This is a genomic window from Sphingomonas sp. NFX23 (assembly GCF_049887795.1).
In the GTDB taxonomy this organism is placed as follows: Bacteria; Pseudomonadota; Alphaproteobacteria; order Sphingomonadales; family Sphingomonadaceae; genus Sphingomonas.
On sequence record NZ_JAGEKH010000001.1, the window covers coordinates 80,081 to 101,520 of the forward strand.

Sequence of the window (21,440 nt, forward strand, 5' to 3'; positions counted from 1 at the left end):
ATGCTCGATATCGTCCGCGTTCCGGTGCTTTCCGACAATTATGCCTGGCTGATCCACGACACCGTCTCGGGCGAGACGGTGGTGGTTGATCCAGGCGAGGCGGGGCCGGTGATCGCCGCCGCCAAGATGCGCGACTGGCGGATCGACCGGGTGTGGACGACGCACTGGCATCCCGATCATACCGGCGGCAATGCCGAGATGAAGGCGTATGGCGCCACCGTCGTCGGACCGGCTGCGGAAGCGGACAAGATCCCGACGCTCGACGAGCAGGTCGGCGAAGGCGACGTCGTCCGTCTTGGTGCGCACGAGGCGACCGTGATGACGGTGCCGGGGCATACGCAGGGGCATATCGCGTTTCACTTTGCCGACGATGCGGCGATCTTCACCGGCGACACGCTGTTCGCGATGGGCTGTGGGCGGCTGTTCGAGGGCACGCCGGCGGACATGTTCGCGAACATGCAGCGGTACGCCAAGATGTCGGACGAGACCGAGGTGTTCTGCGGGCATGAATATACGCAGAGCAACGGGCGCTATGCGCTGGTCGCCGAGCCCGACAATGCGGACATCGTCGCGCGGATGGCAGAGGTTGACGCGGCGCGCGCGAAGGGTGAGCCTACCGTGCCGACGACGATCGGGCGGGAGCGGGCGACCAATCCTTTCCTGCGGGCAACCTCGCTTGAGCAGTTTGCGGGCTATCGTGCGGCCAAGGATGCGTTTCGCGGGTGAAGCGCGTATGAGGACGATGGGATTTTGAGGAGCGTTTCGATGCGTATGCGGACCCTGCCACTCTTGATGCTGCCGGCGCTTTTGTTGCCCGCTATGACATTAGGCGCCTGTACGCAGACCCAGGCGGAGGTCGAGCGCGCGCAGGTTCGTGAAGCTGGCGTGCAGGAGAAACTAGCAAAGGAACTCGCTGGGCTCGTGCCGGGCAAGCCCGAGTCGTGCATCAGCCAGTTCCCCCAGAAGCAGAGTTCAGGCTACGGCGCGACGATCCTGTACCGGGTGAATAGCGGGCTGGTGTACCGCAGCGATACCGTCGGCGGATGCGAGGGGATCGCGCGCGGCGATATCCTCGTAACGCGGACGCCAAGCGGGCAGCTGTGCCGCGGCGACATTGCGCAGACGTTCGACCAGGCCTCGCGCTTTCCGACCGGGAGTTGCAGCTTCGGCGACTTCGTGCCGTATCGGAAGCCATGATGCGCGGGGCCATTTTGGCGTCGGTGGCGCTGCTGACGGTGGGGATGCTCGGGGCGGGCAAGTCCGACCCGTTGGCGGGTCGGGTTGCGGGGGCGCCGGTGCGGTGCATCGACCTGCAGCAGCTCAATGGGCCTGAGATCGTCGATTCGCAGACTATCCTGTATCGGCAGTCGGGCAAGCGGATCTGGAAGACTGGGCCGGTTGGCGAATGTCCTTCGTTGCGACCACTCGATACGTTGATTGTCGATGTTTACGGCGGGCAATTGTGCCGGAACGATCGGTTTCGGACGGTGTCGGTCGGTATGTCGATTCCGTCGGGCTATTGCCGGTTTCGGGATTTCACGCCTTATGACAAGGCGAAGTAGACGCATCCACGCTACACATTCGCCACCCCGGCGGAGGCCAGGGCCCAGTTGAGGGACGATGATGGCGTAAGACAGCGCTCCGTTACAACGACCTTTCCAACTGGGCCCCGGCCTTCGCCGGGGTGGTAGAAGTGGGACCGAACGTCGCCCCCCCCCTCGTCATCCTGACGAAAGTCAGTATCCAGGGTTACCCAGGGCAACGCGCGTGGCTCTGGATCCTGACTTTCGTCAGGATGTCGGAAGGTTCAGTCCTCGAACACCGCCGCCCGCTTCTCCATGTTGGCCCGCACCTGTTCGACCTGATTGGGCGTGCGGATGACCTTCAGCTGCTCTTCGGTTTCCGCGTGCAGCACTGCCGCCGCGTCCGCATCCGCCGCGAGGTTATAGAGCGCTTTCGACCCGCGGATCGCGTGGGGGTTCCTCGCCGCGATCTCGCGGGCGAGCATCATCGCCTCGCCGAGCGGGTCTTCCGACAGCCGCGTGACGAAGCCGTGCCGCAGCGCTTCCGCGCCATCGAACTCGCGCGCGGTGTAGGTGAGTTCGCGGAGCACGTCGTCGCGGGCGAGCGTACGCCAGAGCGCGATGCCGGCCATGTCGGGGACTAGGCCCCAATACGTCTCGCGAATTGCGAAGCGGGCTTGCGGATGCGCGATGCGGATGTCGGCGCCGGACATAATCTGGAAGCCGCCGCCGAACGCGACGCCGTGGACCGCGGCGATCACCGGCATCGGCAAGGTGCGCCAGCCCCAGGCGACCTGTTGGACTAGGTTCGCGCCCTCTTCGGTCCGGTCGCCTAGTGCCAGCCCGGAACCGCCGTTCGCCATCGAGGCCATGTCGAGGCCGGCGCAGAACGCCTTGCCCTCGCCGGAGAGGACAACGCAGCGGACTTCGGGCATCCCCTTGAGTCGGTCGATCGCCGCGGCAATGCCCTCGAACATCGCCGGGTCGATCGCGTTCATCTTGTCGGCGCGGGCGAGGCGGACGTCGGCGATGCCGTCCGTGACGGTGATGGTGACCCGGTCGTTCATAGTGGCGATCCTCTCGATCTTTGCATCGACGCTAACCGGCCCTGCCCCCACCTGCAACGGCGCCCGCAATGTTGCGCGCGCTCACGCGGCGTGTAGAGGCTCGCGCATGGCTGGTTTTGATCCACAATGGTTTGCGACGCGCGGGTTCGGCGGGCACGGCGCCGCGCTGGGGATGCGCTATCACGCGCATGGCGACGACTGGGCGGAGCTTGCGCTGCCCTATGACGAACGGCTGATCGGCGATCCGGCGAGTGGCGTGATCGCGTCGGGGCCGATCATCACCATGATGGACATGGCGACGAGTCTGGCGATCTGGATCAAGCGCAACGCGTTCGTGCCGCATGCGACGCTCGACCTGCGGGTGGATTACCTGCGGCCGGCGACGCCGGGGAAGACGGTGATCGGGCGCGGGGAGTGCTACCGGATCACGCGCTCGATCGCGTTCGTGCGGGGGCAGGCGCATGACGGCGACCCGGGCGATCCGCTCGCGCATGTCGCGGGGACGTTCATGGTGGTGGGCGATGTCGCGGGCATGGGTCTCAACAGGAGGATCGAGGCATGACGATCGGCCTGCCGCCCTATGCGGAGATCCTGCGCGTGTCGGTCGAGGCCGAGGACGGCGCGCCGCCGGTATTGCTGATGCCGTTTGCCGACGACGTGCTGGGGCGGCCGGGGTTTTTGCATGGGGGTGCAATTTCGGGATTGCTGGAAATGGCGGCGATTGCGGCTTTGCAGCATGCGTTGGAGGCTGAGGGTGCTGGTTCCGAAGCTCGGATCAAGCCGGTGAACGTCACGGTCGATTTCATGCGGGGTGGTCGGGACAAGCCTACGCGGGCGGCGGGCGTGGTGACCCGGTTGGGGAACCGGGTGGCGAATGTCGAGGCGACGGCTTGGCAGGACGAGCGCGACAAGCCGATTGCGGCTGCGCGGATGAACTACCTGATCATGCGGGATTAGCGCACTTCTACTCCCCTTCCGCTTAGCGGGAGGGGTCGGGGGAGGGGTGTGCCTCAAAGACCGGACGCCAGTACGTACGTCGTGCCCTCCCCTGACCCCTCCCGCAAGCGGAAGGGGAATTTCACTTACTTCGCGGTCAGTTTTATCAGGCGGCCTTGGGAGTCGCCGCCGTCTTCCAGGAGCCAGATTGCGCCGTCGGGGCCTTGTTCTACTTCGCGGATTCTTGCTCCCATGTCCCATTGGTCGCCTTTTGCAGCATTCGTGCCGGTGAGGTGGACGCGGACGAGGGACTTCGACGACAACCCACCGATGAAGGCGTCGCCCTTCCACTGCGGGAACATACTGCCTGAATAGATCATCAACCCGCCGGGCGAGATAACCGGGTTCCAGAACACCTTGGGCGGCTCATAGCCATCGCCGGGCTTGTGATCGGGAATGTCGGTGCCGTCGTAGTTGCTGCCGTTCGAGGCGTTGGGCCAGCCATAGTTGAGGCCGGGCTTGATCAGATTGACCTCGTCGCCACCCTTTGGCCCCATCTCCTGCTCCCAGAGATTGCCCTGCTTGTCGAACGCGATGCCTAGCAGGTTGCGGTGGCCGTAGCTCCAGATCTCGGGTGCGAAGCCTTTGGCCGCGAGCGGGTTGCCGGGGGCGGGTTTGCCGTCGAGCGTGAGACGCAGCACCTTGCCGAGCGTCATCTTCGGGTCCTGCGCCGGGGTGAATTTCTGGCGTTCGCCATTGGTGAAGAACAGGTATTTGCCGTCGGGCGAGAAGGCGATGCGGCCGGAGTAATGGCCGTTGCCCTCGACGAACGGCCGCGCGCTGAACAACGCTTCGATCTCGCCGAGACGCTCGCCGCCACCACCATCCGGACGCAGACGACCACGCGCGAGGACGACGCCCTTGCCGCCCTCGCCTGCAGTCGAATAGCTGAAATACACGCGCTGGCTGGTCGCGAAGTCGGGCGCGAGGACGACATCCATCAGACCGCCCTGCCCGGCCGAATCGACGGTGAGCGTCGCGACCGTCTGGCGCGACTTGCCGTCGGCGGAGACGAGCAGCATCTGGCCCTTCTTCTCGGTCACCAGCATGCGCTTGTCGGGCAGGAACGTCATCGCCCAAGGCGAATCGAAATCGGCGACCACGGTCTCCTTGAACGGCTTCCCCGCCGCGGCCGGTTGCGCGGAACAGGCGGTCGAGGCGAGCAGCGTGGTTGTCAGCAACCCAGTGGCGAACAGCGTTTTGCGAATCATGATCTTCTCCCGGAAATCCCTGCGCTAACGCAGCGTACTAAACGAAGGTTGCTCCCGCTTGCGGACGGGCGCCACCCCGCGTATAGAGGCACCACTTCTCTACATCGCCAGATGAAGAGGCTGCGGGGCTTGCTCCGCGGCGGCAATCACCTGTGCTTTGGCCCTGTTTGGAATTTCGATGGCGAATATCGCCCTGCTGACCGACCTGATCGAACCCGAGGCGACCGCGCTCGGCCTCAGCCTCGTGCGCGTGCGCATGCAGGGCGGCAAGTCCGATCCGACGTTGCAGGTGATGGCCGAGCGCCCCGACACCCGCCAGCTGGTGATCGAGGATTGCGCCGAGCTGTCGCGCCGGATTTCGGACAAGTTCGATGCGCTCGAGGCCGAGGGCAAGGACCCGGTCGGCGAGGACGCGTATCGTCTCGAAGTGTCGAGCCCCGGTATCGATCGGCCGCTGACCCGGCTCCAGGACTTTGCCGACTGGGAAGGCCAGGAGGCGCGCATTCGCCTCGTCGAGCCGTTCGAGGACCGCAAGCAGATCTCGGGCAATTTGATGGGCGTTGAGGGGACGAAGATCACCGTCGACGTCAACAAGCACAAGCTCATGACGATCGACTTTTCGCAGGTCGCCGACGCCAAGCTCGTCATGACCGACCGTCTCATCGCCGCGACCGCGCCGCTTTCGACCGAAGGCGCGGACGAGGTTTTCTATCAAGATACGCCCACCGATGAGCCCGATGCTCACGAGGCCGACACCGAAGAAGGACAGCATTGATGGCCACGGCAGTCACCGCAAACCGCGCGGAACTGATCGCGATCGCGAATTCGGTCGCGTCGGAGAAGATGATCGACAAGGCGATCGTGATCGAGGCGATGGAGGACGCGATCCAGCGCGCCGCCCGCTCGCGCTACGGCGCCGAGAACGACATCCGCGCGAAGCTCGATCCGAACACCGGCGATCTGCGCTTGTGGCGCGTCGTCGAAGTGGTCGAGGCGGTCGACGATTATTTCAAGCAGGTCGACGTCAAGGGCGCGCAGAAGCTCCAGAAGGACGCCGCACTCGGCGACTTCATCGTCGATCCGCTGCCCCCGATCGAGTTCGGCCGCATCGCCGCACAGGCCGCCAAGCAGGTCATCTTCCAGAAGGTCCGCGACGCCGAGCGCGAGCGCCAGTTCGAAGAGTATAAGGACCGCGCCGGCGAGATCATCACCGGCGTCGTCAAGCGCGTCGAGTTTGGCCATGTCGTCGTCGACCTGGGCCGCGCCGAGGGCGTCATCCGTCGCGACGCGCAGATCCCGCGCGAAGTGGTGCGCGTCAACGACCGCATCCGTTCGCTGATCCTGAACGTCCGCCGCGAGAACCGTGGGCCGCAGATCTTCCTGTCACGCGCGCACCCCGACTTCATGAAGAAGCTGTTCGCGCAGGAAGTGCCCGAGATCTACGACGGCATCATCGAGATCAAGGCCGCGGCCCGCGATCCGGGTTCGCGCGCGAAGATCGGCGTCATCTCGCACGATTCGAGCATCGATCCGGTTGGCGCATGCGTCGGCATGAAGGGCTCGCGAGTCCAGGCCGTCGTGCAGGAAATGCAGGGCGAGAAGATCGACATCATCCCCTGGTCGCCCGACATCGCGACCTTCGTCGTCAATGCGTTGCAGCCGGCTTCCGTGTCGCGCGTCGTGATCGACGAGGAAGAAGAGCGCATCGAGGTGGTCGTTCCCGATGACCAGCTTTCGCTGGCGATCGGCCGTCGTGGCCAGAACGTGCGGCTCGCGTCGCAGCTGACCGGCAAGGCGATCGACATCCTCACCGAGGCCGATGCGTCGGAGAAGCGCCAGAAGGACTTTGTCGAGCGCTCGGCGATGTTCGAGAAGGAGCTCGATGTCGACGAGACGCTCGCACAGTTGCTGGTGGCCGAAGGGTTCACCAACCTCGAAGAGGTCGCCTATGTCGAGGTCGAGGAGATCGCCGGTATCGAGGGCTTCGACGAGGACCTGGCGGGCGAGTTGCAGAACCGTGCGACCGAGGCTTTGGAGCGTCGTGATGCTGCGAGCCGCGAAGAGCGTACCGCTCTCGGCGTCGAGGACGCGCTGGCCGGCATGCCGTATCTCAACGAGGCGATGCTGGTGACGCTCGGCAAGGCGGGCATCAAGACGCTCGACGATCTCGCCGATCTCGCGACAGATGAACTGGTCGAGAAGAAGCGCGTCGAGCCACGTCGTCGCAACGAAGACGCACCGAAGCGGCCTGAGCCGAAGGGCGGGATTCTTGCCGAGTATGGCTTGAGCGACGAGCAGGGTAACGAGATCATCATGGCCGCGCGTGCGCACTGGTTCGAGGACGAGGCTCCCGAGGCTTCGGCTGACGACGTCGAGGCGGACGAGACTTCGGTGGACGAGGCTTCGGCTGACGACGCCGTGGTCGAGGACGCTGCGACTGAAGAGACGACGGCCGACGAAGCCGTGGCTGAGGACGCTTCGGCGGACGACGCTTCGGTCGAGGACGCTTCGGTTGAAGACGCGGCGGACAAGACCGACACGAAAAGCGAGGGCGACAAGGCCTAATGCCCTTCGTCAGCATCCGCATCTCGGGGTCCGCCACCAAGGACCAGAAGTCCGGCATCGTCGCCGACGTCACCCAGTCGCTCGTGCAGCGGCTGGGGAAGAACCCGGCTGCGGTGCAGATCGTGATCGAAGAGGTCTCGACCGAGAATTACGGCGCGGGCGGCCAGCTGCTGGTCGACCGCGACGCTCCGAAAGCAACTCCGGCGCAGGAGGACGCACATGCGGAACCCTCCCGATGACACTGCGCCGCTAAACTCCCCTCCCGCTGGCGGGAGGGGTCGGGGGAGGGCAGTCACGGCTGCTGCCCCTGCGGATGGCCCCTCCCCTGACCCCTCCCGCGAGCGGGAGGGGAATGAGCCCGTTCGCAAGTGCATTCTTTCGGGCGAGCGCGACGTCAGGCCCCACCTCGTGCGACTCGCGTTGTCGCCCGATGGCCAGATCCTTCCCGACGTGCGCGCCAAGGCTCCGGGCCGCGGCGCGTGGATCGGGGTGACTCGAGTCGAACTCGAAGCCGCGATCAAGAAGGGCAAGCTCAAGGGCGCTCTCTCCCGCGCGTTCAAGACCGGCGAGTTCACCATCGATCCTGAGCTTCCGGCTAAGATCGAATCCGCACTCGAGCGTAACGCGCTCGACCGGCTCGGCCTCGAATCGCGCTCGGGGACGGTGCTGATCGGCTCCGACCGGATCGAGCAGAACGCGCGACAGGGCAAGCTGAAGGCGCTCTATCACGCGTCCGATGCGGCCGAGGATGGCAACCGCAAGCTCGATCAGGCTTGGCGCATCGGCAACGATGTCGAGGGCTCGGGTTTGCGGGGGTTGGCACTCCCGGTATCGCGCACCATATTGGCGTTGGCGCTGGGGCGGGAAAATGTGGTACACATTGGCCTGACCGACCGCGCTGCAGCAAAGCGGGTGAGCGAAGCGCTCGACCGTTGGCTGCATTTTATCGGCCCCGAACCTTCTTCCGTGTCTTGCGAAACGGCCTCGCAGGGCGCATCGGCGTCACCACAAAATGGGGCGCCACCGATACAACAGGCGTCCGGATCGACCGGAACACGCCCGGCCGTGGACATGACTGAGGAATTTGAGTGAGCGACACGGACAACGAGAAGCCGAAACTTGGCATGCGCGCACCTTTGGGTGTGAAGCGCACGGTCGAGACCGGCCAGGTGAAGCAGAGCTTCAGCCACGGCCGATCGAATACGGTGATCGTGGAAACCAAGCGCGCGCGCGTCCTGCGCCGTCCGGGCGAGCCCGACGTGCAGGTCGCGGATGCCGCACCGGTTGCCGCGCCCGCCCCGGCGGCTGCCCCCGCAGCCCCGGCACCGCAGGCGCGCGCACCGCAGCCTGCGCCCGCCCCCGTGCGTCAGCAGCAGAGCAATCTGTCGCCGCAGGAGCGTCAGGCCAAGCTGCTCCGCGAGGCTGAAGAGCAGCGCATGAACACGCTGGAAGAAGGGCGTCGTCGCCAGGAAGCCGAACGCGCCAAGGCGATCGAAGACGAGCGCAATCGCGTCGCCGATCGTGCGCGTGCCGAGGCTGAAGCTAAGGCGCCGAAGCCGGTCGAGGCCCCTGCGCCCGCACCGGCCCCCGCTCCTGTGGTCGAAGCGGCTCCCGCTCCGGTCGCGGCACCGGCTCCAGCGCCTGCGCCGGCCCCGGTCGAAGCTCCCGTTGCTGCGGCTCCTGCCCCGGCACCGATTGCCGCGGCACCTGCGCCTGCACCGAAGCCAGCTCCAGTCGTGGCTGCTCCCGCACCGGCTCCCAAGCCTGCGCCGGCCCCCGTCGCTCCGCCGGCACCGCCGCCCGTCATCGAACTGACCCGCGATCCGGCGTTCCCGGCACCGCGCCGGTTTTCGCCGGTGGCGCGTCCCGAGCGTCCTCCTCCGCCGCCGAAGCCTGTCGCAGCACCCGCTGCCGCGGCGCCGACCACGGCTGCGAATGCCGGCACGACCGCGGCTCGCCCCGGCGCGACCGGCGTCAATGCTCCGGCTGGTGGCGTCCGTCGCGACGCAGTGCCGGCGCGTCCGCAGCAGCGTGACCGCAAGGGTGACGATCGTCGCACCTCGGGCAAGCTCACCGTCAACCGCGCGCTCGGCGATGGTGATGGTGCACGCGCTCGCTCGCTCGCCGCACTGAAGCGTGCGCGCGAGAAGGAGCGTCGTGGCACCGGTGGTCCGCGCGAGGCGCAGGCCAAGCAGATCCGCGACGTCGTCGTTCCAGAGGCGATCACCGTGCAGGAACTCGCCAACCGCATGGCCGAGAAGGGTGCCGACCTCGTCAAGGCGTTGTTCAAGATGGGCATGCCCGTCACGATGACGCAGACGATCGACCAGGATACCGCCGAGTTGCTCGTCACCGAGTTCGGCCACAACCTGACGCGCGTCAGCGATGTCGACCAGGATCTGGCCAACGACACGATCGACGATGCCGAGGAGACGCTGAAGCCACGTGCCCCGGTCGTCACGATCATGGGTCACGTCGATCACGGCAAGACGTCGCTGCTCGATGCCCTGCGCGGCACCGACGTGGTGCGCGGCGAAGCGGGTGGCATCACCCAGCATATCGGCGCGTATCAGGTGACCCTGAAGGACAAGTCGAAGATCACCTTCCTCGACACCCCGGGCCACGAGGCGTTCACGCAGATGCGTGCGCGCGGTGCGGACGTCACCGACATCGTCATCCTGGTGGTGGCGGCGGACGACGGCCTGATGCCGCAGACGGTGGAGGCGATCGCCCACACCAAGGCGGCGGGCGTGCCGATGATCGTCGCGATCAACAAGATCGACAAGGAAGGCGCCAATGCCCAGAAGGTGCGCGAGCGCCTGCTGAGTGAGGAGATCGTGGTCGAGGACATGGGCGGCGACGTCCAGGACGTCGAAGTCTCCGCGACCAAGAAGATCGGTCTCGATGCGTTGATCGAGAAGATCCAGCTCCAGGCCGAACTGCTCGAACTGCGCGCCAATCCGGATCGCGCGGCCGAGGGTACGGTGATCGAGGCCAAGCTCGACAAGGGTCGGGGGCCCGTCGCGACGATCCTCGTCAACCGCGGTACGCTGCGGGTCGGCGACATCTTCGTGGTCGGTGGCGAGAGCGGCAAGGTCCGTGCGCTGGTCGACGACAAGGGCAAGCAGATCAAGGAAGCGGGTCCGGCGATGCCGGTCGAGGTTCTCGGTCTGTCGGGTGTTCCGCAGGCGGGCGATCCGTTCCAGGTCGTCGAGAACGAGGCACGGGCCCGCGAAGTCGCGGAATATCGTCGCAGCGTGAAGACCGACAAGCGGACCGCATCGGTTCCTGCCAGCCTCGAGAGCATGTTCTCGGCGCTGAAGGAAAAGCAGGCGATCGAATATCCGCTGGTCGTGAAGGCGGATACGCAAGGCACGGTCGAGGCGATCGTCGGGGCGATCAACAAGATCTCCACCGACCTGATCAAGGCGCGCGTGCTGAGCTCGGGCGTCGGCGGCATCACCGAGTCGGATGTCACGTTGGCAGCTGCATCGGGTGCTCCGATCATCGGCTTCAACGTTCGCCCGAACGCCAAGGCGCGTGAAATCGCCGAGCGCCAGAAGGTCGCGTTCAAGTATTATGACGTGATCTACGACCTGATCGACGAGATCCGGGCGGGGATGGCTGGCGAGCTTGGGCCGGAAGCGTTCGAGACGGTCGTCGGTCGTGCCGATATCCGCGAGGTCTTCTCGGCGGGCAAGCACGGCAAGGCGGCGGGTCTGCTGGTCACCGAGGGCAACATCCGCAAGGCGCTCAAGGCGCGCATCACGCGCAACGACGTCATCATCTACCAGGGCGAAATCGCATCGCTGCGTCGCTTCAAGGATGATGTCGCCGAGGTCCGTGCGGGGCTCGAGTGCGGCGTGACGTTCACGTCGAACTTCGTGGATATCAAGGCCGGCGACGTCCTCGAGACGTTCGAAGTCGAGATGCGCGAACGTACGCTTTGAGGCCGAGAGCCCTCTCCCCTGCGGGGAGAGGGTTGGGTGAGGAGCAGTACCGCGCGACAGCGTTCGTGGCCGCCCCTCACCCCCACCCTCTCCCTGGAGGGGCGAGGGAGTTAGAAGAATGAAGACCGATACCCCAGAAGCAAAGGCCGTCCGCTCGTTGCGAGTCGGCGAACAGGCGCGTCATGCGCTGTCCGACATCCTCGCGCGCGGAGACGTCCACGATCCGGTGCTCGAAAAGCACCTCGTGACGATCACCGAAGTCCGCATGTCCCCGGACCTCCGACACGCCACCGTTTTCGTGAAGCCGTTGCTCGGCAAGGACGAAGAAAAGGTGCTGAAGGCGCTGCGCACCAACACCGCCTACCTTCAGCGCGAAGTCGCGAACCGTGTGCAGATGCGGTACGCGGCGAAACTAAAGTTTCTTGCGGACGAGAGCTTCGACGAAGGCACGCACATCGACCAGTTGTTGCGGGATCCGCATGTTGCGCGGGATCTGGCTGAAGATTGATTTGCAGGGCTGCGAGCACCTCGCTCGCAGTCAGTAAGGGCTTTGCGGCGATTGGAATGAAACGCCTCCTACGTCCTGTCCCGTTCCGAACCTTCTGCGCTCCTCGTGCCCTTCCCCCTCCCCGTTCGTGCTGAGTAGAGACCGAGTAGGCTCGAAGAGCCGTATCGAGGGCTCGTATCGAAGCACAGGTCTTCCGCGCCAATCCATCCTTCGATACGCCGCTTCGACAAGCTCAGCAGCTACTCAGGACGAACGGGTGGTGGGGGCGGTGCCACGGGACGGGTGATGAGCGGCGGTCGTACGGGAGCAGCTTGCTGCTTGCGGAATTCCCGGCCTAAGACTGCGACGCCTCTGGACATCCCCCCGCGTTCCCGCTCTTTGCCCCCATGGCCAAGCTGTATTTCTACTACGCCTCGATGAACGCGGGGAAGTCGACGAACCTGTTGCAGGCGGACTTCAATTATCGCGAGCGGGGGATGCGGACGATGCTGTTCACGGCGGCGATCGACGATCGGTTCGCGGCGGGGACGATCACGTCGCGGATCGGGCTGGAGGCACCGGCGATCGCGTTCGATGCGGGGACGGATATCGGGGCCTGCGTTGTTCGACAGCACGGCGAGGACGCGATTTCGTGCGTGCTGGTGGACGAGGCGCAGTTTCTGACGTCTGCGCAGGTGGATCAGCTTGCGCATATCTGTGATGTGGTCGGGATTCCGGTGCTGGCCTACGGGTTGCGGACCGATTTCCAGGGGGCGCTGTTTCCGGGGTCGGCGCGGTTGCTCGCGCTCGCGGACTCGCTGGTGGAGATCAAGTCGGTTTGCATGTGCGGACGCAAGGCGACGATGAACCTGCGGGTCGATGGGAGCGGCCGGGCGATTGCCGAGGGGCAGCAGACCGAGATCGGCGGGAACGACCGGTATGTCGCGCTGTGCCGGCGGCATTTTTGCGAGGCTTTGGGGTAGGCTTCACCCCTCCCCGTCATCCTGACGAAAGTCAGGACCAGGGTACCAAACACCGTCGCTTGTGGCTCTGGATCCTGACTTTCGTCAGCATGACGGAGTAGATGGGCGGCCGCTCCCGCCTAAACTGAATTCTAGGACTTACGCGCATGCATGGCTGGATCATTCTCGACAAACCGCTGGAGCTTGGCTCGACGCAGGGGGTGTCGGCGGTGAAGCGTGCCTTGCGGAGCGGCGGGTATGGGAAGTTCAAGGTGGGGCATGGGGGGACGCTCGATCCGCTCGCTACGGGGGTGCTGCCGATCGCGGTTGGGGAGGCGACGAAGCTGGCTGGGCGGATGCTCGATAGCGACAAGATCTATGATTTTACGGTTGTGTTCGGGGTTCAGACGGATACGCTGGATGCTGAGGGGGTGAGCATCGCTACGTCCGACGTCCGGCCGACCCTGGCTGCGGTCGAGGCGGTGCTGGCGCAGTTTACCGGACCGATTTCTCAGGTGCCGCCCGCCTATTCCGCGCTGAAGATTGACGGGGAGCGGGCTTATGATCTGGCTCGGGCTGGGCAGGAAGTAGTGCTCGCGAGCCGGGACGTGACGATTTATTCGCTATCCTCCCCGGTACGGGGAGGGGGACCAGCGCAGCTGGTGGAGGGGGGCTTCCGCGAGCGTACCGTTGGTGACGAGCCCCCCTCCACCCCCGTCCAAGTGAACGGCGGTCCCCCTCCCCGTGCCGGGGAGGAATTGCAGGATGCACCCCTGCTCCACTCCCCGCTGGAGGAGGTCACGCTTACCGCGCATGTGTCCAAGGGCACCTACATCCGCTCCCTCGCGCGCGACATCGCGATCGCCCTCGGCACCGTCGGCCACGTCACGATGTTACGCCGCACCAAGGCCGGCCCGTTCGACCTCTCCTCCGCGATATCGCTGGACAAACTGGACGAACTCGCTAAGGCCTCCGCGCTTGAAGATGTACTTCTGCCCTTGAGGGTGGCGCTGGACGACATCCCGGCTCTCTCCCTCACCCCCGACCAGGCAGGGGCGCTCCGACAGGGGCGTATCTTGGCCGGGATTGCCGCAGACGATGGCCAATACTTCGCCGAACTGGACGCTGTCCCGGTCGCGCTGGTCGAGGTCGAGGACGGAGACGTCCGGGTCGTTCGCGGTTTCAATCTGTGATGTCGAGGACATGAATTCATGACGATTACCGCTGAACGCAAGACCGAGCTCGTCAAGGAGCATTCGCGCGCCGAGGGTGACACCGGTTCGCCGGAAGTCCAGGTCGCGATCCTGACCGAGCGCATCAAGAACCTGACCGAGCATTTCAAGGGCCACAAGAAGGACAACCACTCGCGTCGTGGTCTTCTCATGATGGTCAACAAGCGCCGGACGCTGTTGGATTATCTCCGTCACAAGGACGGCCAGCGCTATCTGGATTTGATCGCGAAGCTCGGTCTCCGCAAGTAACACGAACGGCTCCCCTCGGGGGGCCGTTTTCGTATATAGGGTTTTGATTCCGCGCATTTCGCGCGGAGGCAAACGCCAGGACACAATTCGGTGCAATGGCAAGGAGCGACAACTCGCTCCACACCGCCGCGGGCCGGCTAAGCCCGCACACCAGGCTTCCATGAAAGTACTACTTTCATGGAGACCTCAACGGCCCCAAACGCATCTGGCGTTTGGAGTGAAGGAAAAAGAATGTTCGATACCAAGACCGTAAGCGCCCAGTGGGGCGGCAAGACTCTGACGCTCGAGACCGGCCGCGTTGCGCGCCAGGCTAACGGCGCAGTGCTCGCCACCCTCGGCGAGACCGTCGTTCTTTGCGCCGTGACGGCTGCACGGACCGTCAAGGAAGGGCAGGATTTCTTCCCGCTCACCGTCCATTACCAGGAGAAGTTCTCCGCAAGCGGCCGCATCCCCGGTGGCTTCTTCAAGCGTGAGCGCGGCGCGACCGAAAAGGAGACGCTGACCAGCCGTCTCATCGATCGCCCGATCCGTCCCCTTTTCCCAGAGGGTTTCTACAACGAGATCAACGTGATCTGCCAGGTTCTGTCGTATGACGGCGAGAACGAGCCGGACGTCCTCGCGATGGTCGCGGCATCGGCAGCCCTGACGATCTCGGGCGTGCCGTTCATGGGCCCGATCGGCGCAGCGCGCGTCGGTTACGTCGATGGCGCGTACATCCTCAACCCGACGCTGGAAGAAGCCAAGGCTGGCGATCTCGACCTCGTCGTCGCCGCCACCGGCCAGGCCGTGATGATGGTGGAATCGGAAGCCAAGGAGCTTTCGGAAGAGATCATGCTCGGCGCCGTGCAGTTCGCCCACAAGGCCTGCCGCGAAGCCGCCAACCTGATCATCGATCTGGCCGAGATGGCTGCCAAGGATCCTTGGGAAATGGCCGAGCAGGCCGACCTGTCGACCGCCAAGGACAAGCTGAAGAAGCTGATCGGCAAGGACATCGCGGCTGCCTACAAGGTGACCGACAAGTCCAAGCGGTCTGACCTGCTCAACGCGGCGCGCGCCAAGGGCAAGACGGCGTTCGCCGATGCGTCGCCGCAGGACCAGATGGCAGCCGGCAAGCTGATGAAGAAGCTGGAGGCGGAGATCGTCCGCGGCGCCATCCTCAAGGACGGCACCCGCATCGACGGCCGCACCACCACGCAGATCCGTCCGATCGAGGCGATGGTCCACTTCCTCCCGCGCACGCATGGCTCGGCGCTGTTCACGCGCGGCGAGACGCAGTCGATCTGCACCACCACGCTCGGCACGCGCGATGCGGAGCAGATGATCGACGGCCTGAACGGCCTGTCGTACGAAAACTTCATGCTGCACTACAACTTCCCTCCCTATTCGGTTGGTGAAGTCGGTCGCTTCGGTGCGCCGGGTCGTCGCGAAGTCGGTCACGGCAAGCTCGCATGGCGCGCGCTGCACCCGGTTCTGCCGACCAAGGAAGAGTTCCCGTACACGATCCGCGTTCTGTCGGACATCACCGAGAGCAACGGTTCGTCGTCGATGGCGACGGTCTGCGGCGGTTCGCTGTCGATGATGGATGCGGGCGTTCCGCTGAAGCGTCCGGTGTCGGGCATCGCGATGGGCCTGATCCTCGAGGGCAAGAACTTCGCGGTTCTATCGGACATCCTCGGCGACGAGGATCACCTCGGCGACATGGACTTCAAGGTGGCTGGCACGTCCGAGGGCATCACCACGATGCAGATGGACATCAAGATCGCCGGCATCACCGAGGAGATCATGGGCAAGGCGCTGGCGCAGGCCAAGGAAGGCCGCGCGCACATCCTGGGCGAGATGGCGAAGGCGCTCGACCACACGCGTGAGGAACTCAGCGCCCACGCACCGCGCATCGAGAGCTTCCAGATCGACAAGTCGAAGATCCGTGAAGTCATCGGCACCGGCGGCAAGGTGATCCGCGAGATCGTCGCGCAGACCGGCGCCAAGGTCGACATCGACGACGAGGGCGTGATCAAGGTGTCGTCGTCCGATCCCGCGCAGATCGAAGCCGCGATCAAGTGGATCAAGGGCCTCGTCGAGGAAGCCGAAGTCGGCAAGGTCTATGACGGCAAGGTCGTCAACCTGGTCGATTTCGGGGCGTTCGTGAACTTCATGGGTGGCAAGGACGGTCTCGTCCACGTGTCCGAAATCAAGAACGAGCGCGTCGAGAAGGTCTCCGACGCCCTGACCGAAGGCCAGGAGGTCAAGGTCAAGGTTCTCGAGATCGATCCGCGCGGCAAGGTTCGCCTGTCGATGCGCGTCGTCGACCAGACGACCGGCGAAGAGCTCGAGGACACGCGTCCTGCCCGGGAACCCCGCGAGGGTGGCGATCGTGGTCCGCGCGGTCCGCGTCGTGATGGCGATGGCGGCCGTGATGCTGGCGGCAACGGCGGCGGTCGCGGTCCACGCGGCGAAGGCGGCGGCGGTCGTGATGGGGGCGATCGCGGCTCGCGTGGCCCACGTCGCGACGGCGATGGCGGCCGTGACGCAGGGGGCAACGGCGGTGGCCGTGGTCCGCGTCGCGATGGCGGCGGCAACGGCGGCGGCGAGCGTGCTGCACGCACCGACGGCGACAAGGCTCCGGAGTTCGCACCGGCATTCCTGACCGGCGATCGCGACTAAGCCTTTACGGCCTAACGGCAGTGATGGAGGGGCTCGGGAAACCGGGCCCCTTTCTCATGTCAGGCTCGCTTTGCCCCGTTATGCCTTGAGAACATGACTTATATTGGAACGGAGCGGCATGCCGGATGTTCGAACCGGTATGAACGCCATTGCGAAGTCCGTTATCCTCGTCGTCGATGACGATGCCCTCGTCCGGGTCCATTCCAACCTCGCGCTGGAGGATGCCGGCTATGAAGTCGTCGAAGCCAGCAACGCGGCCGACGCCTTGGCGAAGCTCGAAGAGCGGCCCGATATCGCCGCGCTGTTTACCGATGTCCGCATGCCCGGAGACCTGAACGGCATCGACCTTGCCAATGCCGTTCACGCGCAGCGCCCCGATATCGCGATCCTGGTCACGTCGGGTGCCGACAACGGCACCACCGAGGCGCTGCCCAAGGCCGCGCGGTTCGTGCAGAAGCCCTATACCGGCGCACAACTCAGCAAGCTTCTGCAACTCTGAGCAGTTAACGGACTGGAAGAGTATTCAGGATCTTACATCTACTAGTCTAGGCAATCCTCATTCGTCATGAGTATTGCCCGTTATCAGTATTAGGGCCATCGTCCGTCGCTTGAGCATCGACTCGCGGGGGCGGTCCAATGGCATCGTTAAATAGTGTACGGCCTGCGCAACGGAATGTCGTCGCGAGCGAGCGTCGCTTCTTCCTCGGCATGGCGATAGCGATCGCCGTCACGGTGATCTTCGGCTTCACGCTGAATGCAGCGCGGATGAACTGGACGTTTCTCGAACTGCCCTTGCAAGTTCATCTGCATGCCGCCGCCTTCCTGGCGTGGATCATTCTCTACGTCGTGCAGAACTGGCTGGTCGTTCGGGGATTGATCACTTGGCATCGACAACTCGGCGTACTCGGCGCCGTTATCGCAGCGTCGATGGTCGTGCTGGGCATCGTCACCACCGTCGCGGCGATCCAGCAGCACCGCGTACCGCCATTCTTTCCGCCTGGGATCTTCCTCGTGCTAGATGTGCTGGGGGTGATCGGGTTTGGCATTCTGACCGCCTGGGCGATAGCGCTGCGGAAACAGGCGGCGTGGCACAAGCGACTGATGTTGTGCGGCACGATCCTGGTCATGTCTCCGGCGCTCGGGCGGATCCTGCCGATGCCGCTGCTTGGCCAGTTCGCGCCGCTCGCGGTGTTCGCGTCGATGGCGGTGTTCGTCATCGCAGGGATGATCTCCGACTTGCGCCTGCGCGGGAAGATACATCCGGCCTATTACTGGGGTGGCGGGGTGCTGGTCGTGACCAACGTGCTGGTCGGTCCGCTCGGCTTCAGCCCGCCGGTGTTGCGACTGGTCGAGCGCCTTGCTGCCTGATCGGAGCTGCGTGATGAGACCAAGTGTCGGGTTAGTGGGGAGCTTCTGTTGCTCGGTGCCCCCCGTACCGCCGGTGTCCACTTCTGTTGCCCGGTGTGGCCCGAACCGCGCTTTCGTCCGTATAACTTAGGTCGTTAGACCGTCAGTTATGCGGCAATTGCGAGTGCTTCGTTATCGTTGGCACTTGTGTATGGGCCGTTGCGGTGGTCCCATTCCGAGCGAAACATAGCGTCGTTGAACACACGTCGATCCTAGTTCGACCCCGTCATCGTCCCCCTCTTGCGAAGAGGGCGGTGGTGGAGTCGCCGGGTACTGCCCCCGGGTCCGCTGTGTCTATGACACGCCACGGTTTATCGCCATAGCCGCCAAGAGAAGATTCCCCCGACGGCATGACCGATATAGGGGGGCCGCATCGATCTGAAAAGCCCGGCCAAATGAAAAGACTGGCGCCGTGGCGCGACCTGCCCCGGATAAATCTCCGATGGGTTAGCACACAGCGTGCCAAACCGCCTTCCGCTCGCCACAAAGCGCGTGCATAGCAACCTGCATTATGTTGACGCAGCGCTCCCGCTACGCGCTCCGCGCGATGATCTTCCTTGGCGGCGCCCCCGTCGGTGGCCCTCCCATCCCGATGACGCGGATCGCCGCCGAGGCGAACGTGCCGCGCAAATTCCTCGAGCTGATCCTCGCCGACCTGCGCGAGTCCGGCCTGTTGCACAGCCATCGCGGCAAGATGGGCGGCTATCGCCTCTCGCGGCCGAGCCATCTGATTTCGCTTGGCGAGATCATCCGGATCATCGAGGGCCCGCTCGCACTTGTCCCGTGCGTCAGCCGCACGGCGTACCGGCCGTGCCTCGACTGCAAGAGCGAAGCCGACTGCGCGATCCGCTATGCGATGATGCGCGTGCGCGACGAGACTGCGCGGATTCTGGATGGGACGAGCCTGGCGGATGCGAACGCCGAGGATCTGGTAGCGGCTTAGGCTTTCCTTCTCCCCTCGGGGAGAAGGTGGCGCGGCAGCGTCGGATGAGGGGGAGTTGGGATCCCGTCCCGAGCCTCAGGCCCCTCACCCTTCCGTCGCCTACGGCTCCTCCCTCCCTCTCCCCGGCGGGGAGAGGGACAAGGCGATCACCCCCGCGCCTTCAACTCGTCGCGGATCTCGCGAAGCAGCGCGATCTCGACCGGCTCCGGCGCAGGTGCGACGACAACCGCCTCTTCCTCGCGCTTCAACCGCGCCGTCTCGCGCTCGATCAGCGCCGCCGTCCGGTTCACCACGCGCAGGATCATGAAGATGATACCCGCGACGATCACGAAATTGACCAGCTGCGTCGCGAACGCGCCATAGCCGAGCAGCGGCACGCCCGCCTTCTTCAACGCCGCGTAATCGCTCAGCGAGCCCGCATAGTTCGCCGGCACCGGCCCCATCCGCCAGAAATAGCTCGAGAAATCGAGCCCGCCGAAGATCTTGCCGATCACCGGCATCAGCACGTCGTCGGTCAGCGACGTGACGATCTTGCCGAACGCCGCACCGATGATCACCGCGATGGCGAGATCGAGCACGTTGCCGCGCATGATGAACGCCTTGAATTCCTTGAGCAATGCCGCCCCCTTCTGTTGCCAGCCCAAGGCTAACCGCCGATTTCGGTTTCGCCAACCCTGCGGACTGTCCTATGAGGGTGACACAGGTATTCAGGAGAGCCCCGATGTCACGTGCCCCAATCGCCCGCGGTACCGCCGCGATCCTCCTCGCATCGGCGCTGGCCGGGTGCGGGATCAACAGCATTCCGACCGCGGAAGAGAACGCGAAGGCACGCTGGGCCGACGTCCAGAACAATTATCAACGCCGCGCCGACCTGATCCCCAACCTCGTCGCGACCGTGAAGGCGGCGGGCGCGCAGGAGAAGGATATCCTCGTCCAGGTGACACAGGCGCGCTCGGCTGCGAACTCGGTCCAGGTTTCGGCAGCCGATCTCTCCGATCCGGCGAAGATGGAGCAGTATCAGCGCGTCCAGGGTGCCGTCGGCGTATCGCTCCAGCGCTTGCAGGAAGCGTATCCTGAGTTGAAGAGCCAGGCCAACTACACCACGCTGATGAGCCAGCTCGAGGGCACCGAGAACCGCATCACGATCGCGCGGCGCGATTACAACGGCGCGGTGCAGGCGTATAATACCAAGATCCGCACCTTCCCCGACGCGGTCGGCGCGAAGATCTTCTATGGCGCCAAGCCGATGGTGCCGTTCGCGGCGACCACGCCGGGTGCCGAGACCGCACCGACGGTGAACTTCGGCAACGCGAGCTGATCCGCGCGTCATGCTCCGCCATCTCCTGACGCTCGCGTTCGCGGTGCTGCTGGGAAGCAATGCTTCGACCGCGCAGACGCTTCCCAAGTTCACCGGCTTCGTCGTCGACGCCGCGAACGTCATCCCGCCCGATCAGGAAGCGGCGCTGACCAAGCGGCTCGACGACCTGCAAAGGACGACCGGCAACCAGCTGGTGGTCGCGACGGTGTCCGATCTCGAAGGCTATCCGATCGAGGATTACGGCAATCGCCTGCTGCGGAGCTGGGGCGTCGGGCTGAAGGATGCGAACAACGGCGCGATCCTGCTGGTCGCGCCGAACGACCGGAAGGTGCGGATCGAGGTCGGCTATGGGCTTGAGCCGGTGCTGACCGACGCGTTCTCCAGCGTCGTCATCAACCAGCAGATCCTGCCGCGTTTCAAGGCGGGGGACATCCCGGGCGGGATCGTCGCGGGGACCAACGCGGTGGCAGACCAGCTTGCGCTGCCCGATGCGGAGGCGCGCGCGAAGGTTACGGCGGCGGCGGCGGAGTATGACAAGACGCATCGTCGCTCGAACTCGGGTGGCGGCGGCGTGCCGATCGGGCTGATCTTCTTTGGCATCGTCCTGGCGGCGATCGTCATTCCGATGATCTCGCGGCGGGCCGGCGGCAAGCATTACGTCGATGGCGGCAACCGGAGCGGCGGCAGCGGCGCCTTGCCGATCGTGTTGTGGAGCATCGCCGACGCGATGACCCGTGGCGGCGGCGGTGGCGGCGGCGGAAGCTGGGGCGGTGGCGACGACAGCGGTGGTGGCGGCTGGGGCGGCGGTGGTTTCGGCGGCGGCGGCGGGGGATCCGGCGGCGGCGGCGGCGCATCGGGGGGATGGTGAC

At 65.0% G+C, this 21,440-nt stretch carries 23 protein-coding genes and 1 other RNA gene; 20 read left to right on the forward strand and 4 right to left on the reverse strand.

The window, feature by feature from the left end; genetic code table 11:
* Genes gloB through J4O76_RS00400 form a run of 3 tightly spaced genes read left to right on the forward strand, consistent with a single transcriptional unit; the run spans position 1 to position 1,562 of the window.
* Positions 1-726, forward strand: a complete 726-nt coding sequence (gene gloB, locus J4O76_RS00390) for a hydroxyacylglutathione hydrolase (RefSeq protein ID WP_426279688.1) — start codon at positions 1-3, stop codon at positions 724-726.
* 39 nt (positions 727-765) lie between these two features.
* Positions 766-1,197 (forward strand): hypothetical protein, encoded by a 432-nt coding sequence (locus J4O76_RS00395; RefSeq protein ID WP_243650177.1) that lies wholly within the window; start codon positions 766-768, stop codon positions 1,195-1,197.
* Positions 1,194-1,562: a hypothetical protein gene (locus tag J4O76_RS00400; protein ID WP_426279689.1), complete on the forward strand. Its 369-nt coding sequence runs from the start codon at positions 1,194-1,196 to the stop codon at positions 1,560-1,562. The genes J4O76_RS00395 and J4O76_RS00400 overlap by 4 nt, the downstream gene beginning before the upstream one ends.
* A 245-nt stretch (positions 1,563-1,807) precedes the next feature.
* Here the strand turns inward: J4O76_RS00400 and J4O76_RS00405 are convergent, their stop codons facing one another.
* Positions 1,808-2,590, reverse strand: coding sequence for a crotonase/enoyl-CoA hydratase family protein (locus tag J4O76_RS00405; RefSeq protein WP_426279690.1), 783 nt, complete (start codon positions 2,588-2,590; stop codon positions 1,808-1,810).
* A 106-nt stretch (positions 2,591-2,696) separates the two neighbouring features.
* Between J4O76_RS00405 and J4O76_RS00410 the strand changes: the two genes are divergently transcribed.
* Together J4O76_RS00410 and J4O76_RS00415 are read left to right on the forward strand one after the other, a co-directional pair.
* On the forward strand, positions 2,697-3,152 hold the full coding sequence (locus J4O76_RS00410; protein ID WP_121904285.1) for a PaaI family thioesterase: 456 nt from the start codon (positions 2,697-2,699) through the stop codon (positions 3,150-3,152).
* Complete coding sequence (locus tag J4O76_RS00415) at positions 3,149-3,547, forward strand: PaaI family thioesterase (RefSeq protein WP_426279691.1); 399 nt, start codon at positions 3,149-3,151, stop codon at positions 3,545-3,547. Before J4O76_RS00410 ends, J4O76_RS00415 begins: the two co-directional genes overlap by 4 nt.
* Before the next feature lie 125 nt (positions 3,548-3,672).
* Here the strand turns inward: J4O76_RS00415 and J4O76_RS00420 are convergent, their stop codons facing one another.
* On the reverse strand, positions 3,673-4,797 hold the full coding sequence (locus tag J4O76_RS00420) for a PQQ-dependent sugar dehydrogenase (RefSeq protein WP_426279692.1): 1,125 nt from the start codon (positions 4,795-4,797) through the stop codon (positions 3,673-3,675).
* Positions 4,798-4,975: 178 nt separating this feature from the next.
* On the opposite strand from J4O76_RS00420, the gene rimP reads away from it, so the two are divergent.
* The 12 genes from rimP (at position 4,976) to J4O76_RS00480 (ending at position 18,271) form a co-directional block, all read left to right on the forward strand.
* Positions 4,976-5,572 carry a ribosome maturation protein RimP gene (gene rimP, locus J4O76_RS00425; RefSeq protein ID WP_056065919.1) on the forward strand — a complete coding sequence of 199 codons (597 nt, stop codon included), beginning with the start codon at positions 4,976-4,978 and terminating at the stop codon, positions 5,570-5,572.
* Complete coding sequence (gene nusA, locus J4O76_RS00430; RefSeq protein ID WP_426279693.1) at positions 5,572-7,362, forward strand: transcription termination factor NusA; 1,791 nt, start codon at positions 5,572-5,574, stop codon at positions 7,360-7,362. Before rimP ends, nusA begins: the two co-directional genes overlap by 1 nt.
* A complete protein-coding gene (locus tag J4O76_RS00435) occupies positions 7,362-7,601 on the forward strand; it encodes a 4-oxalocrotonate tautomerase family protein (protein WP_332795938.1) in 240 nt (79 codons plus the stop codon). Before nusA ends, J4O76_RS00435 begins: the two co-directional genes overlap by 1 nt.
* Entirely contained in the window at positions 7,582-8,454 is an 873-nt protein-coding gene (locus tag J4O76_RS00440) for a DUF448 domain-containing protein (protein WP_426279694.1), read from the forward strand. Before J4O76_RS00435 ends, J4O76_RS00440 begins: the two co-directional genes overlap by 20 nt.
* On the forward strand, positions 8,451-11,312 hold the full coding sequence (gene infB, locus J4O76_RS00445; RefSeq protein ID WP_426279695.1) for a translation initiation factor IF-2: 2,862 nt from the start codon (positions 8,451-8,453) through the stop codon (positions 11,310-11,312). The genes J4O76_RS00440 and infB overlap by 4 nt, the downstream gene beginning before the upstream one ends.
* 118 nt (positions 11,313-11,430) lie before the next feature.
* Positions 11,431-11,820, forward strand: a complete 390-nt coding sequence (gene rbfA / locus J4O76_RS00450) for a 30S ribosome-binding factor RbfA (RefSeq protein ID WP_107954753.1) — start codon at positions 11,431-11,433, stop codon at positions 11,818-11,820.
* Between the two features lie 386 nt (positions 11,821-12,206).
* Entirely contained in the window at positions 12,207-12,782 is a 576-nt protein-coding gene (locus tag J4O76_RS00455; protein ID WP_426279696.1) for a thymidine kinase, read from the forward strand.
* 146 nt (positions 12,783-12,928) lie between these two features.
* On the forward strand, positions 12,929-13,954 hold the full coding sequence (truB, locus tag J4O76_RS00460; protein WP_426279697.1) for a tRNA pseudouridine(55) synthase TruB: 1,026 nt from the start codon (positions 12,929-12,931) through the stop codon (positions 13,952-13,954).
* Positions 13,955-13,972: 18 nt separating this feature from the next.
* Entirely contained in the window at positions 13,973-14,242 is a 270-nt protein-coding gene (gene rpsO / locus J4O76_RS00465) for a 30S ribosomal protein S15 (protein ID WP_055881152.1), read from the forward strand.
* A 231-nt stretch (positions 14,243-14,473) separates the two neighbouring features.
* Positions 14,474-16,903, forward strand: coding sequence for a polyribonucleotide nucleotidyltransferase (gene pnp / locus J4O76_RS00470; protein ID WP_426279698.1), 2,430 nt, complete (start codon positions 14,474-14,476; stop codon positions 16,901-16,903).
* 118 nt (positions 16,904-17,021) lie between these two features.
* Positions 17,022-17,402 (forward strand): response regulator, encoded by a 381-nt coding sequence (locus J4O76_RS00475; protein ID WP_207897157.1) that lies wholly within the window; start codon positions 17,022-17,024, stop codon positions 17,400-17,402.
* Between the two features lie 137 nt (positions 17,403-17,539).
* Positions 17,540-18,271, forward strand: a complete 732-nt coding sequence (locus tag J4O76_RS00480) for a hypothetical protein (RefSeq protein WP_426279699.1) — start codon at positions 17,540-17,542, stop codon at positions 18,269-18,271.
* A gap of 72 nt (positions 18,272-18,343) precedes the next feature.
* On the opposite strand, the gene ssrA is transcribed toward J4O76_RS00480, so the two are convergent.
* Positions 18,344-18,699: a transfer-messenger RNA gene (gene ssrA, locus J4O76_RS00485) on the reverse strand.
* 122 nt (positions 18,700-18,821) lie between these two features.
* Here ssrA and J4O76_RS00490 point away from each other — a divergent pair.
* Positions 18,822-19,253, forward strand: coding sequence for an RrF2 family transcriptional regulator (locus J4O76_RS00490; RefSeq protein WP_176501167.1), 432 nt, complete (start codon positions 18,822-18,824; stop codon positions 19,251-19,253).
* A gap of 146 nt (positions 19,254-19,399) precedes the next feature.
* Here the strand turns inward: J4O76_RS00490 and mscL are convergent, their stop codons facing one another.
* Positions 19,400-19,870 carry a large conductance mechanosensitive channel protein MscL gene (mscL, locus tag J4O76_RS00495; protein WP_056065888.1) on the reverse strand — a complete coding sequence of 157 codons (471 nt, stop codon included), beginning with the start codon at positions 19,868-19,870 and terminating at the stop codon, positions 19,400-19,402.
* 104 nt (positions 19,871-19,974) lie between these two features.
* On the opposite strand from mscL, the gene J4O76_RS00500 reads away from it, so the two are divergent.
* On the forward strand, positions 19,975-20,571 hold the full coding sequence (locus tag J4O76_RS00500; protein ID WP_277984471.1) for a LemA family protein: 597 nt from the start codon (positions 19,975-19,977) through the stop codon (positions 20,569-20,571).
* 10 nt (positions 20,572-20,581) lie between these two features.
* A complete protein-coding gene (locus tag J4O76_RS00505) occupies positions 20,582-21,439 on the forward strand; it encodes a TPM domain-containing protein (protein WP_426279700.1) in 858 nt (285 codons plus the stop codon).
* Position 21,440: the final 1 nt, after the last annotated feature.

What these genes read in the sequence shown, in the direction of transcription:
- gloB (WP_426279688.1), top strand. Translation starts at nt 1, where the DNA reads ATGCTCGATATCGTCCGCGTTCCGGTGCTTTCCGACAATTATGCCTGG.
- J4O76_RS00395 (WP_243650177.1), top strand. Translation starts at nt 766, where the DNA reads ATGCGTATGCGGACCCTGCCACTCTTGATGCTGCCGGCGCTTTTGTTG.
- J4O76_RS00400 (WP_426279689.1), top strand. Translation starts at nt 1,194, where the DNA reads ATGATGCGCGGGGCCATTTTGGCGTCGGTGGCGCTGCTGACGGTGGGG.
- J4O76_RS00405 (WP_426279690.1), bottom strand. Translation starts at nt 2,590, where the DNA reads ATGAACGACCGGGTCACCATCACCGTCACGGACGGCATCGCCGACGTC.
- J4O76_RS00410 (WP_121904285.1), top strand. Translation starts at nt 2,697, where the DNA reads ATGGCTGGTTTTGATCCACAATGGTTTGCGACGCGCGGGTTCGGCGGG.
- J4O76_RS00415 (WP_426279691.1), top strand. Translation starts at nt 3,149, where the DNA reads ATGACGATCGGCCTGCCGCCCTATGCGGAGATCCTGCGCGTGTCGGTC.
- J4O76_RS00420 (WP_426279692.1), bottom strand. Translation starts at nt 4,797, where the DNA reads ATGATTCGCAAAACGCTGTTCGCCACTGGGTTGCTGACAACCACGCTG.
- rimP (WP_056065919.1), top strand. Translation starts at nt 4,976, where the DNA reads ATGGCGAATATCGCCCTGCTGACCGACCTGATCGAACCCGAGGCGACC.
- nusA (WP_426279693.1), top strand. Translation starts at nt 5,572, where the DNA reads ATGGCCACGGCAGTCACCGCAAACCGCGCGGAACTGATCGCGATCGCG.
- J4O76_RS00435 (WP_332795938.1), top strand. Translation starts at nt 7,362, where the DNA reads ATGCCCTTCGTCAGCATCCGCATCTCGGGGTCCGCCACCAAGGACCAG.
- J4O76_RS00440 (WP_426279694.1), top strand. Translation starts at nt 7,582, where the DNA reads ATGCGGAACCCTCCCGATGACACTGCGCCGCTAAACTCCCCTCCCGCT.
- rbfA (WP_107954753.1), top strand. Translation starts at nt 11,431, where the DNA reads ATGAAGACCGATACCCCAGAAGCAAAGGCCGTCCGCTCGTTGCGAGTC.
- J4O76_RS00455 (WP_426279696.1), top strand. Translation starts at nt 12,207, where the DNA reads ATGGCCAAGCTGTATTTCTACTACGCCTCGATGAACGCGGGGAAGTCG.
- truB (WP_426279697.1), top strand. Translation starts at nt 12,929, where the DNA reads ATGCATGGCTGGATCATTCTCGACAAACCGCTGGAGCTTGGCTCGACG.
- rpsO (WP_055881152.1), top strand. Translation starts at nt 13,973, where the DNA reads ATGACGATTACCGCTGAACGCAAGACCGAGCTCGTCAAGGAGCATTCG.
- pnp (WP_426279698.1), top strand. Translation starts at nt 14,474, where the DNA reads ATGTTCGATACCAAGACCGTAAGCGCCCAGTGGGGCGGCAAGACTCTG.
- J4O76_RS00475 (WP_207897157.1), top strand. Translation starts at nt 17,022, where the DNA reads ATGCCGGATGTTCGAACCGGTATGAACGCCATTGCGAAGTCCGTTATC.
- J4O76_RS00480 (WP_426279699.1), top strand. Translation starts at nt 17,540, where the DNA reads ATGGCATCGTTAAATAGTGTACGGCCTGCGCAACGGAATGTCGTCGCG.
- J4O76_RS00490 (WP_176501167.1), top strand. Translation starts at nt 18,822, where the DNA reads ATGTTGACGCAGCGCTCCCGCTACGCGCTCCGCGCGATGATCTTCCTT.
- J4O76_RS00500 (WP_277984471.1), top strand. Translation starts at nt 19,975, where the DNA reads ATGTCACGTGCCCCAATCGCCCGCGGTACCGCCGCGATCCTCCTCGCA.
- J4O76_RS00505 (WP_426279700.1), top strand. Translation starts at nt 20,582, where the DNA reads ATGCTCCGCCATCTCCTGACGCTCGCGTTCGCGGTGCTGCTGGGAAGC.